At 60.9% G+C, this 16,570-nt stretch carries 18 protein-coding genes and 1 pseudogene; 10 read left to right on the top strand and 9 right to left on the bottom strand.

Translation table 11 applies throughout. The features are described 5' to 3' along the window. Positions 1–36 precede the first annotated feature (36 nt). The 5 genes from AC0T4W_RS14050 to rpoE all read right to left on the bottom strand — a co-directional run bounded on the left by AC0T4W_RS14050 (position 37) and on the right by rpoE (position 4,130). On the bottom strand, positions 37–1,419 hold the full coding sequence (locus tag AC0T4W_RS14050; protein WP_476323672.1) for a DegQ family serine endoprotease: 1,383 nt from the start codon (positions 1,417–1,419) through the stop codon (positions 37–39). Positions 1,420–1,501: 82 nt separating this feature from the next. Then, on the bottom strand, positions 1,502–1,957 hold the full coding sequence (locus tag AC0T4W_RS14055; protein ID WP_476319849.1) for a SoxR reducing system RseC family protein: 456 nt from the start codon (positions 1,955–1,957) through the stop codon (positions 1,502–1,504). Beyond that, the gene (locus tag AC0T4W_RS14060; protein ID WP_476319851.1) at positions 1,954–2,901 is read right to left on the bottom strand and encodes a MucB/RseB C-terminal domain-containing protein; all 948 of its coding nucleotides are present in this window, start codon (positions 2,899–2,901) and stop codon (positions 1,954–1,956) included. The genes AC0T4W_RS14055 and AC0T4W_RS14060 overlap by 4 nt, the downstream gene beginning before the upstream one ends. Before the next feature lie 22 nt (positions 2,902–2,923). Beyond that, positions 2,924–3,517: a sigma-E factor negative regulatory protein gene (locus AC0T4W_RS14065; protein ID WP_476319853.1), complete on the bottom strand. Its 594-nt coding sequence runs from the start codon at positions 3,515–3,517 to the stop codon at positions 2,924–2,926. Between the two features lie 31 nt (positions 3,518–3,548). Further along, positions 3,549–4,130 (bottom strand): RNA polymerase sigma factor RpoE/AlgU, encoded by a 582-nt coding sequence (gene rpoE, locus AC0T4W_RS14070; RefSeq protein WP_476319855.1) that lies wholly within the window; start codon positions 4,128–4,130, stop codon positions 3,549–3,551. Between the two features lie 421 nt (positions 4,131–4,551). On the opposite strand from rpoE, the gene nadB reads away from it, so the two are divergent. After that, positions 4,552–6,168: an L-aspartate oxidase gene (gene nadB, locus AC0T4W_RS14075; RefSeq protein WP_476319857.1), complete on the top strand. Its 1,617-nt coding sequence runs from the start codon at positions 4,552–4,554 to the stop codon at positions 6,166–6,168. Here nadB and AC0T4W_RS14080 read toward each other — a convergent pair. Next, positions 6,137–6,589 (bottom strand): protein YgfX, encoded by a 453-nt coding sequence (locus AC0T4W_RS14080; protein WP_476319859.1) that lies wholly within the window; start codon positions 6,587–6,589, stop codon positions 6,137–6,139. The two genes, nadB and AC0T4W_RS14080, sit on opposite strands and share 32 nt — an antisense overlap. Then, the gene (locus AC0T4W_RS14085) at positions 6,573–6,827 is read right to left on the bottom strand and encodes an FAD assembly factor SdhE (protein ID WP_476319861.1); all 255 of its coding nucleotides are present in this window, start codon (positions 6,825–6,827) and stop codon (positions 6,573–6,575) included. Before AC0T4W_RS14085 ends, AC0T4W_RS14080 begins: the two co-directional genes overlap by 17 nt. A gap of 250 nt (positions 6,828–7,077) precedes the next feature. Here AC0T4W_RS14085 and ygfZ point away from each other — a divergent pair, with 250 nt between their 5' ends. The 3 genes from ygfZ (at position 7,078) to AC0T4W_RS14100 (ending at position 9,745) form a co-directional block, all read left to right on the top strand. Then, positions 7,078–8,019 (top strand): CAF17-like 4Fe-4S cluster assembly/insertion protein YgfZ, encoded by a 942-nt coding sequence (gene ygfZ / locus AC0T4W_RS14090; RefSeq protein WP_476319864.1) that lies wholly within the window; start codon positions 7,078–7,080, stop codon positions 8,017–8,019. A gap of 50 nt (positions 8,020–8,069) precedes the next feature. Then, a complete protein-coding gene (locus AC0T4W_RS14095) occupies positions 8,070–8,906 on the top strand; it encodes an HDOD domain-containing protein (protein ID WP_476319866.1) in 837 nt (278 codons plus the stop codon). Between the two features lie 68 nt (positions 8,907–8,974). Continuing rightward, complete coding sequence (locus tag AC0T4W_RS14100) at positions 8,975–9,745, top strand: substrate-binding periplasmic protein (RefSeq protein ID WP_476319868.1); 771 nt, start codon at positions 8,975–8,977, stop codon at positions 9,743–9,745. A 1-nt stretch (position 9,746) separates the two neighbouring features. Here AC0T4W_RS14100 and AC0T4W_RS14105 read toward each other — a convergent pair whose 3' ends face one another. Together AC0T4W_RS14105 and AC0T4W_RS14110 are read right to left on the bottom strand one after the other, a co-directional pair. Then, positions 9,747–11,162, bottom strand: coding sequence for a sensor histidine kinase (locus AC0T4W_RS14105; RefSeq protein ID WP_476319870.1), 1,416 nt, complete (start codon positions 11,160–11,162; stop codon positions 9,747–9,749). 16 nt (positions 11,163–11,178) lie between these two features. Further along, complete coding sequence (locus tag AC0T4W_RS14110) at positions 11,179–11,850, bottom strand: response regulator (RefSeq protein ID WP_476319872.1); 672 nt, start codon at positions 11,848–11,850, stop codon at positions 11,179–11,181. A gap of 206 nt (positions 11,851–12,056) precedes the next feature. Between AC0T4W_RS14110 and AC0T4W_RS14115 the strand changes: the two genes are divergently transcribed. From AC0T4W_RS14115 to AC0T4W_RS14140, 6 genes and pseudogenes are all read left to right on the top strand, one after another. Then, positions 12,057–12,218 carry a hypothetical protein gene (locus AC0T4W_RS14115; RefSeq protein ID WP_476319874.1) on the top strand — a complete coding sequence of 54 codons (162 nt, stop codon included), beginning with the start codon at positions 12,057–12,059 and terminating at the stop codon, positions 12,216–12,218. Continuing rightward, positions 12,200–12,310 (top strand): annotated as a pseudogene (locus tag AC0T4W_RS14120) (OprD family outer membrane porin); the annotation flags it as partial. The gene AC0T4W_RS14115 and the pseudogene AC0T4W_RS14120, both read left to right, overlap by 19 nt. 65 nt (positions 12,311–12,375) lie before the next feature. Beyond that, entirely contained in the window at positions 12,376–13,353 is a 978-nt protein-coding gene (locus AC0T4W_RS14125; protein WP_476319876.1) for a Bug family tripartite tricarboxylate transporter substrate binding protein, read from the top strand. Between the two features lie 136 nt (positions 13,354–13,489). Continuing rightward, the gene (locus AC0T4W_RS14130) at positions 13,490–13,933 is read left to right on the top strand and encodes a tripartite tricarboxylate transporter TctB family protein (RefSeq protein WP_476319879.1); all 444 of its coding nucleotides are present in this window, start codon (positions 13,490–13,492) and stop codon (positions 13,931–13,933) included. Between the two features lie 2 nt (positions 13,934–13,935). Next, entirely contained in the window at positions 13,936–15,444 is a 1,509-nt protein-coding gene (locus AC0T4W_RS14135; RefSeq protein WP_476319881.1) for a tripartite tricarboxylate transporter permease, read from the top strand. Further along, positions 15,437–16,471: an AbrB family transcriptional regulator gene (locus AC0T4W_RS14140; protein ID WP_476319883.1), complete on the top strand. Its 1,035-nt coding sequence runs from the start codon at positions 15,437–15,439 to the stop codon at positions 16,469–16,471. Before AC0T4W_RS14135 ends, AC0T4W_RS14140 begins: the two co-directional genes overlap by 8 nt. Positions 16,472–16,570: the final 99 nt, after the last annotated feature.

The raw sequence follows: 16,570 nt of genomic DNA on the forward strand, positions 1-16,570 counted from the left end.
GGCGACCGAAGTCGCCCTTTTAGCCAAGCAATGCCGTTAGTCGGCCAGCTTGAAGGTGATGAAACTGGCGCGCCCCTGACGCAGTACGCGCATCGACACCGAACGATTCTTCGGCAGCGCCTGCGCCACCTCGGTAAAGGTCTTGGCCGAATTGATCGCCTGGTTGTTCAGATGGGTGATCACATCACCCGGACGCAGACCAATCAGCGCCGCAGGGCCATCCTGCACTTCGGAAATCACCACACCACCCTTAAGGTCGAGGCTTTTCTTCTGCTCGGCAGTCAGCTCAACCACCTTGACGCCCAGGCGGTTACTGCTGCGCTCAACCCCTGGCGCAGCAGTACCGGCCAAGGTTTCACCGTCTTCAGGCAGCGCACCAATGCTCAACTTCAGCTTCTTGCGCGCGCCATCACGCACCACATCCAGCTCAGCGGTGGAGCCTGGCTTGAGCGCACCGACCAGATGCGGAAGATCGGCGGACATGATGATCGGCTTGCCATCCAGGCTGAGAATCACATCACCTACCTGCAAACCACCCTTGGCAGCCGGCCCCTCCTCCAACACCTGCGCTACCAAGGCGCCGGCTGGCTTTTCCAGACCAAAGGACTCGGCCAGATCCTTATTCACTTCCTGAATCACCACACCCAACCAACCACGGCTGACCTTGCCCTCAGTCTTGAGCTGATCGGCAACATCCATGGCCACACTCATGGGGATGGCAAACGACAAACCCATAAAGCCGCCGGAGCGGGTGAAAATCTGCGAATTGATACCCACCACTTCGCCGGCCAGATTGAACAGCGGGCCGCCGGAGTTACCCGGATTGATCGCCACGTCAGTCTGGATAAACGGCACATAACTCTCGTTCGGCAGGCTGCGGCCTTTGGCGCTGACAATCCCGGCGGTCACCGAATGGTCGAAGCCGAATGGCGAACCTATCGCCAAAACCCACTCACCGACTTTCAGCTCTTCCGACTTCCCCAGCTTGACGATTGGCAGGCCACTGCCCTCAACCTTAAGCAGCGCAACATCGCTACGTGGATCAGTACCGATCAGCTTGGCTTCCAGCTCACTGCGGTCCGACAGGCGCACGATGATTTCATCGGCATCGGCAATCACATGATTATTGGTCAGTACGTAGCCATCGGCGGAAATGATAAAACCCGACCCCAGCGACTGGGCCTCACGCTGACGACCACCGCCAGGCGCACGCGGCACCTGAGGGATATTGCGCTCGAAGAACTCGCGAAACATCGGCGGCATGCCTTCCAGGTCAGGCATATTAAGTTGACCGTTGCCGGCCACTGCGCGAGTCGGCACCTTCTGTCGGGTACTGATATTGACGACCGCCGGTGACGCTTGCTCAACCAGCTCGGTGAAATCCGGCAGGCTTGCCTGAGCAAACAGAGCCTGCCCCATCAGCAGCACGGCAAACAAAGCAGTAAATGAAGATTTCAGACCAGGCTTAGACATACAACTCCCCATCAGGCCAGCAAAAGTCTTAAAACGCTGTTACGGCACCGCCAAGCAATGCACGCAACACCACAGGTTGCAACGCCGGATCACCGGCCGTAAGACGGCTGCGCCAGCGCACTGCGCAGCAGGCAAACAAAAAACCAAACAGCGCACTGAGTATCACCCAGGGCTCACTCAAACCCATTTGCTCAGCCAGCACAGCCGCAGCAAACAACCCGAGCAACGGCAGCAAATATACCAGCAGCGAACCGCGCACCAGCAAATCCTCGCGCACACCGATTATGACCGCATCGCCAACACTCAGCTGCAGATCAGACAGCGCACGCACATAACCACGACGACCGCTTGCCCCGAGCTGCTCAAGCAAACCCTGACCGCAACCGGCTTTAACTGAGCAACTGGAGCAAGTGCTTTTGCGCAGGGTTTCGACCCAGACAGCGCCGGACTCAACCGCCACGACTCGCCCCTGCTCTTCAATCACTGCGCCACCTCGGCTGCCGAACGCATCGACAAAGCCACTCGCTCGGCCGTGCCCAAAGGTATTTCACCGACTACGGTGACCATAACGTCGCCATCTTCTGTCTTCAGTCGGCGTGAAACAGCGACAGTCGGGCCAAGCTGAGTGCGAACATCCTCAACTGCCGCGCCACGCAGCGGCTCCATAAAGACCGAAAAACTCGCCAGGCCATCGCCATACACCTGACAGGCGACAGGCTCATCCGATGCAGGGCTGCGACGCTGGGTAACCGAACTCAGGCTAAAACCTGGTGGCAGCCAATCTGAACGCCAGGCCTCGACCGCTTCACTCTGCGCGGTAGGCAAACGCACCGGCCGACACCCTGCACCAGGCTCAAGGTTAGTGGCTGCGGGGGCTTCGGTTTGTAGATGGGTAAATTGGAAGCGCTCAAGCAACTGCCCCTTGTCGTTTACCAGCAAGGACTTGAGCGGCAAGCCGGTTTGCTGATCGAGGTGCAGCTCAATGCCATAGCGATGCTGATCTCGTGGCACCAGCGCCAATATGCTGGTAGCTCGCCCCGCCACGCGGGACTTACCGAGCACACGCAGTTCATACCACTCGCCCAGCTGCTCGGCATCCAGTGCCCGAGCGGGCCATAGCTGGCTGTCGATCAATTGGTCAGCCAATGCACCACTGGCGCACTGCACCTGACCATTAACGCGCAACACTTCATGCGCGGAACCATCCAGTTGCAACAGGCGCTCGCGTTGCGCACCACCCTCGCCAACCCGATGCCAGATGCTGTGCGTCGAAAAGCTACCGTTACGCTCGTAAACAAAGGTGCCCTGAAAACTCTGTGTGCGCTCAGCATCCGCCAAACGCAACAGCAAGGCCCGCCCCTCATCGGCAACTGCCGGCAGCGCCAGCCAGCTACCCAGTAACAGAACGCCTAAAGAAACAAAGCGCATGCGACTCCTTAACAACGGACCGTTAACGATTTTCCAAACTGGCCGCGCGCGCATAAGGCAGTGCACCTTCACTGGTGCTCATAGCGGCTTGTTGTGCGTGTTGGCGCAGATAGGCCGGCAGACGCTGCTCATGCCAGCCCGGCTGACCTTGACCCACGGCGCTGGCCGCTGGAGCAGCTTGCTCTGCGGAGGTATTGAAGCCTGCCAGCATAGCCGGCCCGCTGACCTGGGGAATACTCAACACTGGCTGATTGGACTGCTGAGCCAGCTGCACACCAGTAATGTCATCCTGATTATATAAGCGCACACCCGCCAACACCGCCACGGTAACCGAAGCAGCAACAGCCAGGCGACCCACAGTGCGCCAAGGACCACGCTGCACCTGAGGTGCAACCGGCGCGACATCATCAGCCAGAGCTGCGGACACAGCAGCAGCAATGTCCAGACGCGGCTCCAGCAGCTCTTTATGCATCACTGCCCGAGCGATCTGATAACGCGACCAGGTTGCACGCAGCTCAGGGTCATCACTGGCAGCCAACACTCGCCTTAGCTCAAGTTCATCCGCTTGGTTATCCATCACTGCGGACAGCGATTCCTGCAGGGTTTCACGACTCATGGCGGTTCCTCTCTTGACTGACGGCGCTGTCTCAGGTGTCCTGCAACAACGGCTGCAGGGATCGATCAATGGCCTCACGCGCCCGGAAAATTCGCGACCGCACAGTACCAACCGGGCATTGCATGACACTGGCAATATCCTCGTAACTCAGACCATCAAATTCACGCAGGGTTAGGGCCGTGCGTAAATCCTCAGGCAACTGCTCAATGCTGCGGTGTACGGTGGCTTCGATCTCATCGCGCAACAACGCGCGCTCCGGCGACTCGATGTCCTTGAGGGCATGGTCGCCGTCGTAGAACTCGGCATCCTCAGCACTTACATCACTGTCTGGCGGGCGCCGACCACGTGATACCAGATGATTCTTTGCCGTGTTGATGGCGATGCGATACAGCCAAGTGTAGAACGCGCTGTCACCACGGAAATTACCCAACGCCCGGTACGCCTTAACGAAGGCTTCCTGCGCAACATCCTGTGCCTCATGGGTGTCATGCACAAAACGCACGATCAACCCGAGAATCTTGTGCTGATATTTGAGCACCAATAGATCAAATGCACGCTTGTCGCCACGCTGTACGCGCTCGACCAGTTGCTGATCATCTTCCTGGGTTAGCATGAAAACTCCTCATTAGGTCTGAAGGAGCGCAACACCAACCCTTTACTCGGTCTGCCAAAGTAGACTGGGGTATTGCGCAAAAGTTCTCTCCTTCAAACATGCGTCCTGCAGAACACTTAAAAATCCTGCACGGAACAGCGCAGCAAAGGGACTCCACTGCTGCGCTTGTAGTCTGGTTTGCCCGCCGGCTAGGCAAAAACCGCAGGCCCGTTGCAACGCCGCCTGACACAGGCCAAATTCCCATCTAAACAACCGCCTATGGAACCCAAAGCACTTAAAAAGTTCCTGAGCAACGCAGTTGGTCATAAGCTAGCTATTGTGCCGCCCAGCCCCTCTATATACTAGGGTCTGTTCCCGCTTCCTCGCGGGCGCGAACGAAACGGAAACAGACCCCAGGGGCCGCCTTTCGCGGAATTCGGACATGACACAACATTACCAACACGACGTTCTGGTTATCGGTAGCGGTGCAGCAGGCCTAACCCTGGCCCTCACGCTGCCTGAACACCTGCGTATAGCCGTACTGAGCAAGGGCAACCTGTCCAACGGCTCGACCTACTGGGCACAGGGCGGTGTGGCGGCGGTGCTGGATGATACCGACACTATCGAATCGCATGTCGAGGATACGCTCAATGCCGGCGGCGGCCTGTGCCGCGAAGATGCTGTACGTTTCACCGTGGAGCACAGCCGCGAAGCCATCCAGTGGCTGATCGACCAGGGCGTGCCCTTTACCCGCGACGATCAGACTGCTCGCGAGGACGGCGGCTTCGAGTTCCACTTGACTCGTGAAGGCGGCCACAGCCATCGGCGCATCATTCACGCGGCCGATGCCACCGGCGCGGCGATCTTCAACACATTGCTGAAACAAACCCGACAGCGCAGCAATATCGAACTGCTGGAGCAGCGCGTCGCCGTCGACCTGATCACCGAGCGCAAACTCGGCCTGGAGGGCCAACGCTGTCTGGGCGCATATGTGCTCAATCGCAGCACTGGCGAGGTCGACACCTTTAGCGCGCGCTTTGTAATTCTCGCCACTGGCGGCGCGGCCAAGGTTTATCTCTACACCAGCAATCCGGATGGCGCCTGCGGCGACGGCATCGCCATGGCCTGGCGTGCCGGTTGTCGGGTCGGCAACCTGGAGTTCAACCAGTTCCACCCGACCTGCCTGTACCACCCCAAAGCCAAGAGTTTTCTGGTCACCGAGGCGCTGCGCGGCGAAGGTGCACTGCTCAAGCTGCCCAATGGCGAACGCTTTATGCCACGCTTCGATGAGCGCGCCGAACTGGCACCAAGAGATATCGTCGCCCGCGCCATCGACCATGAGATGAAGCGCCTGGGGATCGACTGCGTATTTTTGGATATCAGCCATAAACCGGCTGACTTTGTGAAATCGCACTTTCCCACCGTGTATGAACGCTGCCTGGACTTCGGCATCGACATCACCAAAGAGCCGATTCCGGTGGTACCGGCCGCGCATTACACCTGCGGCGGCGTGTTGGTCGACCAGAACAGCCGCACCGACGTGCCCGGCCTGTATGCCATCGGCGAAACCAGCTTTACCGGCCTGCACGGGGCCAACCGCATGGCCAGCAACTCGCTACTGGAATGCTTCGTCTATGCCCGCTCGGCGGCGCAGAACATCATCGCCCAGCTGGAACAGGTCAGCATGCCGAGCAACCTTCCCAGCTGGGATGCCAGCCAGGTGACCGACTCGGATGAGGACGTGATCATTGCGCACAACTGGGACGAACTGCGGCGTTTTATGTGGGACTACGTCGGCATCGTGCGCACCAACAAGCGCCTGCAGCGTGCCGAGCATCGGGTGCGCCTGCTGCTCGACGAAATTCACGAGTTTTACAGTAACTACAAGGTTAGCCGCGACCTGATCGAGCTGCGTAACCTTGCCCAAGTCGCCGAACTGATGATCCGCTCGGCCATGCTGCGCCACGAAAGTCGCGGCCTGCATTACACCCTGGACTACCCACAGCAGCTGGCCGAGGCCAAGGACACTATTCTGCTGCCGCCCACCTATGGCGACTGAATTTCAACCGCACCCGTAAGCGTCGATGCTGATCCCGCGCCAAGCTGTCGCGGGCGATGCAGACTGAACGCACACGGCGCTGCCCAATCAGACGAAAGCGCAGCAACACAATCAACGGCAAGGCCAGGCTATCGGGGTGTAACTCAATGGCCTGCCAGCCCTGCGCCGTACTGTGCACCTGCCAACCATCGGCCGTGCAGCGCAGGGCCCGGTAGGCTTGCGGCGCATTCAACAGCAGATGCCGTGGCAACACCCAAGCGGCGTGGGCGAGGCAGAAGCCAATCCCGAGCAAACGCGCCCACAGCGGGATATCCACCAACGCCAGACTGAGCAGCGCCAAGCTCTGGATCAGGGCATAGCAAACCAGCAGCTGCCGTGAAGGCTGCCACTGACAGTCGAAGACCTCACTTGGGCTGGACACGGTCCAGAATCATCCGAACCATGTACTTGAGATCGGCATCTTCTGGCTCGCTGCGTTGCATAAACCAGCCAAACATATCCTGGTCTTCACACTCAAGCAGCTTGCGATAACGCTCGCGGTCAGCCTCATCGAGGTGCGGATACACCTCTCTGACGAACGGCACCAGCAGCACATCCAGCTCCAGCATGCCACGGCGGCTGTGCCAAAACAGGCGATTAAGTTCAACCGAGTCGACCATGGGGATGCTCCTTGAAAAAATGGCATGGAGCCATTTTTAGCGTCGCTCAGCGACGGCCCGAAGGGTGGCCGCCACGAATGACAGGCCATAAATAAGGCGCGCAGTATACCGATGAAAGACGCCTCTGTTGACCGTACACATCACCCGACCAGGCAATACCCTCAAGCGAAGCAGCCGCAAGCACTGACAAGCCGCGAGGCGCGCTCTATGATAAGCCCCCTAACTTTTATCCAGCGATAGCTAATCCACCATGGCCGATACCGCGTTTTATTGCACCCTCAGCCACGAAGGCATCCTCGCCGTGCGCGGCCCGGACGCCAACAAGTTCCTCCAGGGCCAGGTCACCTGCAACCTCAACTACCTAAGCGACAGCCACTCCAGCCTGGGCGCACGCTGCACCCCCAAGGGTCGCATGCAGTCGAGCTTTCGCATCCTCAGCGTGAGTGACGGCTACTTGCTGGCGATGGCCAGCGATTTGCTGGAAGCGCAACTGACTGACCTGAAAAAATACGCCGTCTTCAGCAAATCCAAACTCACCGATGAAAGCCATGAGTGGCTGCGTATCGGCCTGAGTGGCGGCGATGAGGCCCTGCGCAGCCTTGGTTTGCAGCTCGCAGAAGTCGTCGACAGCGTCGCTCGCAACAATGAATTGCTGGCCCTGCGCCTGAGCGATGGCCGCGCCGAACTCTGGATACCGGCAGCCCAGGCCGATGCGGTGAAAGCTCAGATCGCAGCACAACTGCCGCAAGCACCACTAAATGACTGGCTACTCGCACAAGTGCGCGCAGGGATCGGCCAGGTTATGGGCACGACCCGCGAGCTGTTTATTCCGCAGATGATCAACCTGCAAGCAGTGGGCGGTGTGAGTTTCAAGAAAGGCTGCTACACCGGCCAGGAAATCGTTGCGCGCATGCAGTACCTGGGCAAACTCAAACGCCGCCTGTATCGCCTGCAGCTGCATGACAGCCAAGTACCAGAGCCGGCCACGGCGCTGTTTTCGCCCACGCATGCGTCCAGCGTCGGCGAAGTGGTGCTGGCGGCGCGCAGCCAGGCTGGCGTCGAACTGCTCGCCGTGCTGCAGGACGAAGCCGCGCTGAATGGCGTTGTTCACCTGGGCTCTGCCGATGGCAGCACGCTGAGCGTGCTCGATTTGCCGTATACACTGGATTCAGACCGCGAAATACAGCGCTAAGCACTTACTACACTTATTACTACTGCCTGACCGCCTAAAGAGAATTGCCCATGAGCAAGCTTGCCGAGAAAGTCCAAAAGGAACTGATCCAGGCCATCGAGAACGATGAACTGGTACTGCCGACCCTGCCAGAGGTCGCGCTGAAAGTCCGCGAGGCGGCAGAGGACCCGGACATCGGCATCCCGCAGCTGAGCAAAGTGATCGGCAATGACGCAGCCCTGACCGCGCGCATTATCAAAGTGGTGAACAGCCCACTGCTGCGCACCAACAAGGAAATTACCGACCTGCAGATGGCCGTCGGCCGCCTCGGCATCAACTACACCTGTAACTTGGCGACGGGCCTGGCGATGGAGCAGATGTTCCAGGCCACCAGTGATGTGGTTGACCGAAAAATGCGTGAAGTGTGGAACAAAAGCACGGAAATCGCCGGCATCTGCCACGTTCTATGCAAGCACTACACCCGCCTGTTGCCGGACCAGGCGACCCTTGCCGGCCTGGTGCATCAGATCGGCGTGCTGCCGATCCTCACCTACGCCGAAGAGCACAACGAGCTACTGGCCGACTCTATCAGCCTCAACCACGTAATTGAGCAGATCCACCCGATCATCGGTGACAAGATTCTGCGCACTTGGGAATTCCCCGAGCTGATCGCCATGGTGCCCGGCCAGTACCTGGACTTTACCCGCGACAGCGCCAAGGTCGACTATGTCGATATAGTCCAGGTCGCCACCCTGCAGAGCTACATCGGCAGCGAGCACCCCTACACCAAACTGGACTGGAGCCAGATCCCGGCGTTCGCCAAGCTTGGCCTTGATCCAAGCCAGGACCTGAACGAAGACGAAGACCTTTCCGCTGCCATGGAAGCCGCCATGAGCATGCTCCAGTAGAGCCCTTCACGCGCATGCAGCCGAATGCGACTAGCCTGAACACAGCCCCCGTACTTGGCATACGGCTCATGCGTACTCTGCTGTTATCCACCCTGCTCAGCCTGCTCAGCCTGTTTTGCGCAGGTTTTACCGCTGCGCAAGAGGTGCGCCTGACCAACGGTGAATGGCCGCCTTATCTGGGCGAACAGCTGCCGCACAAGGGTGTCGCCTCGCGTATCGTCGCCGAGGCCTTTGCCTTGCAAGGGATCAACGTGGCCTGGGAGTTCCACCCCTGGGCGCGCTCTCTGCAGTTGGCCGAGCGCGGCAAACGCGACGGCAGCGCGGTATGGCTGCATAGCGACGAGCGTGAAGCGAAATTCTTTATCAGCGACCCGGTGATGGAAAGCGGTTACTACCTGTTCCACCGCAAGGGCTACAACTTTGACTGGCAACAGGTGACCGACCTGCAGGGTCAGCGCCTGGTCGGCACCCGTGGCTATGACTACGGTGAGGCCTTTCAGCAAGCCGAAGCCAGCGGGCAGCTGCGGGTCAACCGAGTGACCAGTGATGAAACTGCATTTCGCCAACTGATTGCTGGCCGCGTCGATCTATTCCCGGTGGACAAGATGGTTGGCTTCGACACGCTACACCAGCACTTCAGCGCCGCCGAGCGCGCGCAACTGAGCTTTCACCCCAAACCCCTGCGCAGCGACAGCTTGCACCTGCTGCTCTCGCGGGAAGTACCCGGCAATGCCGAGCTGATCGCCCGCTTCAATCAGGGCCTCGCGCAACTGCGCGAAAGCGGCAAGATCGCCCAGTACCTGTTGGAAATCCAGCGACCGCTCAGCCTGGCGCCTTGATTCAAGCGTCCGCGCTGGCGAACGCGACACGCACCAGCAAACCCTGTGGCTGGCCTTGGTGTAGGCTGATTTCGGCCTGATGCGCACGGCAGATCTCGCCAACAATCGCCAAACCCAATCCCGCCCCTGAGCCCTTATTGCTGCGCCGATAGAAGCGCGCAAACACTCGCTGATGCTCTTCTGGGGGAATCCCCGGGCCGTCGTCTTCAACCTCCAGCACCCTGGCCGGCAAGACCCGCAGAATCACAGTACCGCCGGCTGCAGTGTGCGCCAGGGCGTTATCCAGCAGGTTGCACAGCAGCTCGTTAAGCAAGGTCGGCTCACCGCTGACCCACACCGGCTGCTCTGCCTCCAAAGCAAGAGCAATACCCCGCGCATGGGCCAGGGGCGCCAGCGCCATGCCCAGTTCACGCGCCAGCTGGCTGAGATCCAAACGCTGCGCGCCGCCTTCGGCAATCGCCCGCGCACCGCTTTCGATACGCGCCAGCGAGAGCAATTGATTGGCCAGATGGGTCAGTTTGTCGGTGTTCTGCGCCGCTTCTTCCAAGGTGCTGCGCCAGGTTTCCGGTTCCTGCGCGCGCAAGCCCAGCTCGACCCGCGCCTTAAGCGCCGCCAGTGGGGTGCGCAGCTCATGGGAGGCATCGGCGATAAATTGCGACTGGCGCTCGAACAGGTTGCGCAGTCGATCATTAAACTGGTTCAGTGCATCGATCAGTGGGCGCAACTCGCGCGGCATGCCGACATCCGACAAGGGCTGCAAATCGTCGCTGGTACGCGCCGCTACGCTGCGGCGCAGGGCCTCCAGCGGGCGCAGCGCAGCGCTTACCGCCAGCCACACCAACAGCAAGGCACTTAGCGACAGCACGCCCATGCGCAGCAGGGTGCCGAGCAACAGCTCGCGGGCCATGCGTTCACGCGCGCCCTGGGTTTCCGCCACGCGAATTTCCGCCACGCCATTGACTCCCGGCTCACTGACTGGCTGCAGCAGGCTGACCACCCGCACGCCCTGGTTGCGGTATTCGGCATCGTAGAAGCGCGCCAGCGCCGGGTAATCCTCGGTGCGCTTGGTGCCGGGTGGTGGTGGCGGCAGGTCTTCGTAACCGGACACCAGCGCACCCTGCACATCCAGCACCTGGTAGTAGATGCGCCCGGCACTGTCATAGGCAAAGGTGTCCAGCGCTACATAAGGCACATTGGCATTTAGCTGTTCTGCGGTGGTGTACAACCCATCGGCAATCGCCCGTGCCGAGGCCAGCAGGGTGCGGTCATAGGCGGTATCGGCAGCATGCCGGGCGCTCCAGTAGGCACTCAGGCTGCTGACCAGCAGAATCAGCGCCAGCAACAGTGCCAGGCGGAGAATCAGCCGTCCGCGCAGGCTACCCGGCTGGTTTTCACCGGGTTTGTCGCGCTCAGTCACCGACTGTCTCCAACCCTCAGTCACCGACTGCCTCTAATAGATAACCCAGACCACGGAAGGTCACGATGCGCACCCCACCGCCTTCGAGCTTCTTGCGCAGGCGATGCACGTAAATTTCGATGGCATCGCTACTGGCCTCTTCATCCAGACCAAACACCTGGGCAGCCAGCTGCTCCTTGCTCATCACCCTGCCAGGCCTGGCGATCATCGCTTCCAGCACCGCCTGCTCGCGGGAGGTCAGGGTCAGCAGAGTATCGGCCAGGGTAAAGCGCCGGGTATCCAGGTCATACAGCAAATTGCCGCAGCGCTGTTGGCGTTCGCCACCGAGCACGGTACGGCGCAGCAGCGCCTTGACCCGCGCCTCTAGCTCGCTCAATTCAAAGGGTTTGGCCAGGTAGTCGTCGGCGCCTAGGTTAAGACCATGCACACGATCCTTAACCTCGCCACGGGCGGTGAGCATCAGCACCGGCAGGGTATTGCCACGCTCACGCAGGCGCGCCAGCACCTGAAACCCGTCCAGGCGCGGCAGGCCGATATCGAGAATCGCCAAGGCGTAATCCTCGCTGCTCAGGGCCAGATCGGCGGCCACGCCGTCATGCAGCACGTCAACCGTCCAGCCGGCACTTTTCAATGCCTGGGCCACGCTGGCCGCCAGTTGCACATGATCTTCGACCAGCAGAATTCGCACGGTAATGGCACTCCACGAACTTGTTGTTATGCGCCCAGTGTAACGGGGCAAGGGCTGCTACGAACGTCCCTGCACTTTTCTTTCAAACTGAAAGCCTGGTGAAAGCTTGCGGCCCTAGCATCGGTTTCAGGTGGCTCGATCCACCGACCTGAACGGCTGACGCAGTGGTGCGCAGCCGTGACAAAAACAACAATGGAGACCACAGGATGCCGACTGCATCTCATCAGGCACTTGCGCCTGCTCATCTGCTTAGCCTGGCAATCACCACCGCACTGCTCGCCCCCGCTGCCCACGCCGACTGTGTCGCCGACAGCACTTCTTCGACCTGCTCACCAGCCAGCCCCTGGGCCTGGGCTTTCAGCACATGAGCGGCGACACCGGTTACGCCTACATCGATGGCAGCGCCCCGTTTCTGGTCAACTTTGTGCAGATCAACGACTTCGCCCGCGATGCGGACGAGAACCGCGTCATCGTCGGCTACACCCTGCCGATCTGGTAAACAATAAGAGCTCAGAGGAATACCCCATGAAAACTGCCTTTACCCGCATCGCCCTGGCCACCGCCTGCATGGCCTTTGCCGGCCAGTTGCTGGCCGCCGAACCCAAGCGCCCGGAATGCATCGCCCCGGCCAAGCCCGGTGGTGGCTTCGACCTGACCTGCAAGCTGGCCCAGAGTGGCCTGAAAGACAGCGGCCTGCTGAAAAAACCGATGCGCGTCACCTACATGCCCGGCGGTGTCGGCGCGGTGGCTTATAACGCCGTAATTGCCCAACGTGCCGATGATCCAGGCACCATCACCGCGTTCTCCAGCGGTTCCCTGCTCAACCTGGCGCAAGGCAAGTTCGGCCGTTACGACGAAACCGGCGTGCGCTGGCTGGCTGCCGTGGGCACCGACTACGGCGCGATCACCGTACGCGCCGACTCGCCCTACCAGAACCTCGATCAACTGGTACAAGCGCTGAAGAAAGATCCATCGAGCATCGTCTTCGGCGCTGGCGCCACCATCGGCGGCCAGGACTGGATGCAAACTGCGCTGATCGCCCGTCTGGCGGGTATCGACCCGAAAAACCTGCGTTACGTGGCCTTTGAAGGCGGCGGCGAAACCCTCACTGCCATGCTCGGCGGCCATGTGCAGGCCACCTCCAGCGGCCTGGGTGAAGTCACCCCGCAGTTGGCAGCGAAGAAAGTCCGCATCCTCGCCGTACTCTCCGATGAGCGTCTGCCAGGCAAGCTGGCCGATATCCCCACCGCCAAGGAACAGGGCTATGACATCAGCTGGCCGGTAATCCGTGGCTTCTACATGGGTCCAGAGGTCAGCGATGAGCAGTACAACTGGTGGAAACAGCAGTTCGACAGCCTGCTTGCCCGTGAAGACTTCGCCACCCTGCGTGAACAGCGCGACCTACTGCCGCTTTCGGTGACTGGCGACGAGCTGAAAGCCTTGGTCTTTAAGCAAGTTGAAGAATACAAGGCGCTGGCTGGCGAGTTCGGTTTGATGCAATAAGCGGCCACGCCGCATTCGTAGGATGGGTTGAGCATCGCGATACCCATCGCCCAGCCCCCTATTGATGGGTATCGCTGCGCTCAACCCATCCTACGGTTCCACGGTCTTTCCCTGACCCTCGACTAGGTAATCCGCCATGTACGTTCGCCTGTTCGCCGCGAGCTGGCTGCTGTTTTGCGCCGTTCTCGCCGTCATTGCCTGGGGCTTCCAGGCACCCTTTGCCTATGACCCGGTCGGGCCGCGCGCCTATCCGTTGCTGCTGCTGAGCCTTATGGCCGCTGGCAGCCTGTGGCTGGTGTTCAAGCCCGGCCAGCTTGAAGAGACGCTGAATACCCGCGCTGCTATACGCGCTGTGCTGTGCGTACTGACGCTGCTGGCCTATGCGCTGCTGTTCGAAGTGCTCGGCTTCGTCATCAGCACCACGCTGGCCACCTTCGCCCTTGGTCTGCTGTTTACCGGTCGCCCACTACCTTGCGCCATCAGCGCCGTGTTGATGGGTGTACTGCTGTACGGCTTGTTTGATTACCTGCTGGATGTGCCGCTGCCCCTCGGCCTGTTCGAAGCCTTCGTGGAGAGCTGAAAGTGGAAACCCTGAATTTCTTGATGCAAGGCTTCGAAGTCGCGACCCGACCGGAAAACCTCTTAGTGGCCTTGTTCGGTGCCTTTGTCGGCACCATCGTCGGCCTGTTGCCGGGCCTGGGCCCAATCAATGGCGTGGCCCTGCTGCTGCCACTGGCCTTCGCCCTCGGCCTGTCGCCAGAAACCGCACTAATCCTGCTCGCTGCCGTGTACCTGGGCTGTGAATACGGCGGACGTATCTCAGCGATTCTGCTCAACGTACCGGGCGATGCCGCAGCGGTGATGACCACCCTCGACGGCTACCCGCTCGCCCGCCAGGGCAAGGCAGGGATCGCCCTGTCGCTGTCGGCCGTCAGCTCCTTTATCGGCAGCATCATCGCCACCTGCGGCGTGGTGCTGTTCGCCCCAATCCTGGCGAAATGGGCGGTGGCCTTTGGTCCGGCTGAATACTTCGTGCTGATGATCTTCGCCATCGCCTGCCTGGGCGGCATGGTCGGCGACAAACCGGTTAAAACCCTGATGGCTGCCCTGATCGGCCTGGCCCTGGCCACCGTTGGCGTGGACTCGACCACCGGCGTGTATCGCTTCACCTTCGGCAGTGTCAGCCTGTCGGACGGCATCCAGTTCGTCATCGTGGTCATCGGCTTCTTCAGCGTCAGTGAAGTGCTGCTGATGCTGGAAAAAACCCACAACGGCCAGAAAGCCGTGAAGGCCAGCGGCCGCCTGCTGTTCAACTTCAAAGAGTTCTGCTTCACCTTCTGGACCATGGTGCGCAGCGCTGTGGCCGGTTTCGTCATCGGCGTACTGCCAGGTGCCGGCGCGACCATCGCCAGCGCCATGACCTATATGACTGAAAAGCGCATGGCCGGCCCCAGCGGCAAGTTCGGTGACGGCGACCTGCGCGGCCTGGCCGCCCCGGAAGCGGCGAACAACGCCTCGGCCTGCGGCTCGCTGATCCCCATGCTGACCCTTGGCGTACCCGGCTCTGGCACCACGGCAGTGATGATCGGCGCGCTGACGCTGTACAACATCACCCCTGGCCCGCTGCTGTTCGAACAGCAACCGGACGTGGTCTGGGGCCTGATCGCCTCGCTGTTTATCGGCAACGTGATTCTGCTGGTGATGAACATTCCCCTGGTCGGCCTGTTCGCCCGCATGCTCAGCGTACCCAACTGGGTGCTGGTGCCAGCGATCACCGTGATCAGCATGGTCGGCGTCTACGCGGTGCACAGCACCACCTTCGACCTGGTGCTGATGATCGGCCTCGGCGTCTTCGGCTATATCCTGCGCAAGCTAGACTTCCCACTGTCGGCACTGATCCTCGGCTTCGTCCTCGGTGAGCTAATGGAAGACAACCTGCGCCGCGCCCTGTCGATCTCTGCCGGCGACCTGAACATCCTCTGGAACAGCCCAATCAGCCTGTGCCTGTGGGCACTCACCGCGCTGATGCTGGCCCTGCCAGGCCTGCGCTGGTGGCGTGCGCGCCGTGCGGCGCAACTGGCCAATGCCTAAGCTGCCCGTGCTCACCGGCTGGCAAAGCGGGTGGCCCACGCCCCTGGTCGGCTTGTTAGGCGGCTATCTGGCCAGCCTGATCGGCTGGCCTTTGCCGTGGATCATCGGCTCGCTGCTGGCGGTCATCACCGCCCGCTGCAGCGGCTGGCTGATCACAGAGCTACCCGGCGGGCGCAAGACCGGCCAATGGCTGGTATCCAGTGCCATCGGCCTGCACTTCACCAGCGAAGTATTCGGCCAACTGCTCAGCCACTTCGGCGTGATCCTGCTCGGCGCCCTGCTCACCCTGCTGCTGAGCCTGATCGGCATTATCGTGCTGCGCCGCGCCGGCCTGGATCGCGCCACCGCATTCTTTGCCAGCATGCCCGGTGGCGCCAGCGAGATGGTTAACCTGGCCCAGCGGCACAACGCCGAAACCGCCAAGGTGGCCGCCGCCCATAGCTTGCGTCTGCTGCTGGTGGTGCTGCTGATTCCGGCAATCTTCACCTGGAGCCTACCGCCCATCGCACCGCCGGCACCCGCTGCCGTCAGTTGGCCCTGGCTGGCAGCGCTGCTACCGGCAGGCGCGCTGCTGGCCTGGTTGTGGGGGCGTTTGGGTCAACCCAACCCCTGGATGCTTGGCCCGCTGACCGTTTGCGCAGTGGCCAGTGTGACCTTCGATCTGCACCTGGGCTTACCCGATGGCCTGGGCCAAGTTGGCCAATGGCTGATCGGTTGCGCCCTGGGTTGCCACTTCGACCGCGCCTTCTTTCGCAGCGCACCGGGATTTCTCGCGCGCATCCTGCTGTTCTGCCTGCTCGCCATGCTCGCCGCCGCCGCACTGGGTCAGGGCCTGGGCTGGCTGGCCGGGGAGAACCAGAATGCGCTGATGCTCGGCATGATGCCCGGCGGCATCACCGAACTCTGCCTGACCGCCGAAGCCCTGCAACTCTCGGTGGCGCTGGTCACCGCCCTGCAGGTGCTGCGCCTGTTTCTGGTGATGTTTCTCGCCGAGCCCTTGTTCAGGCTTTGGCAGCGCAACGCATAACACTTTTGACGACCACGTTTAGCCCGCCTTGTGCGGGCTCTTTTTTGCTTACGGGGCGCTGGTAGGGAGGACATGGCGCAGCCTTGTCCGCCACTGGTA

The organism is Pseudomonas sp. C7.1, assembly GCF_056312395.1.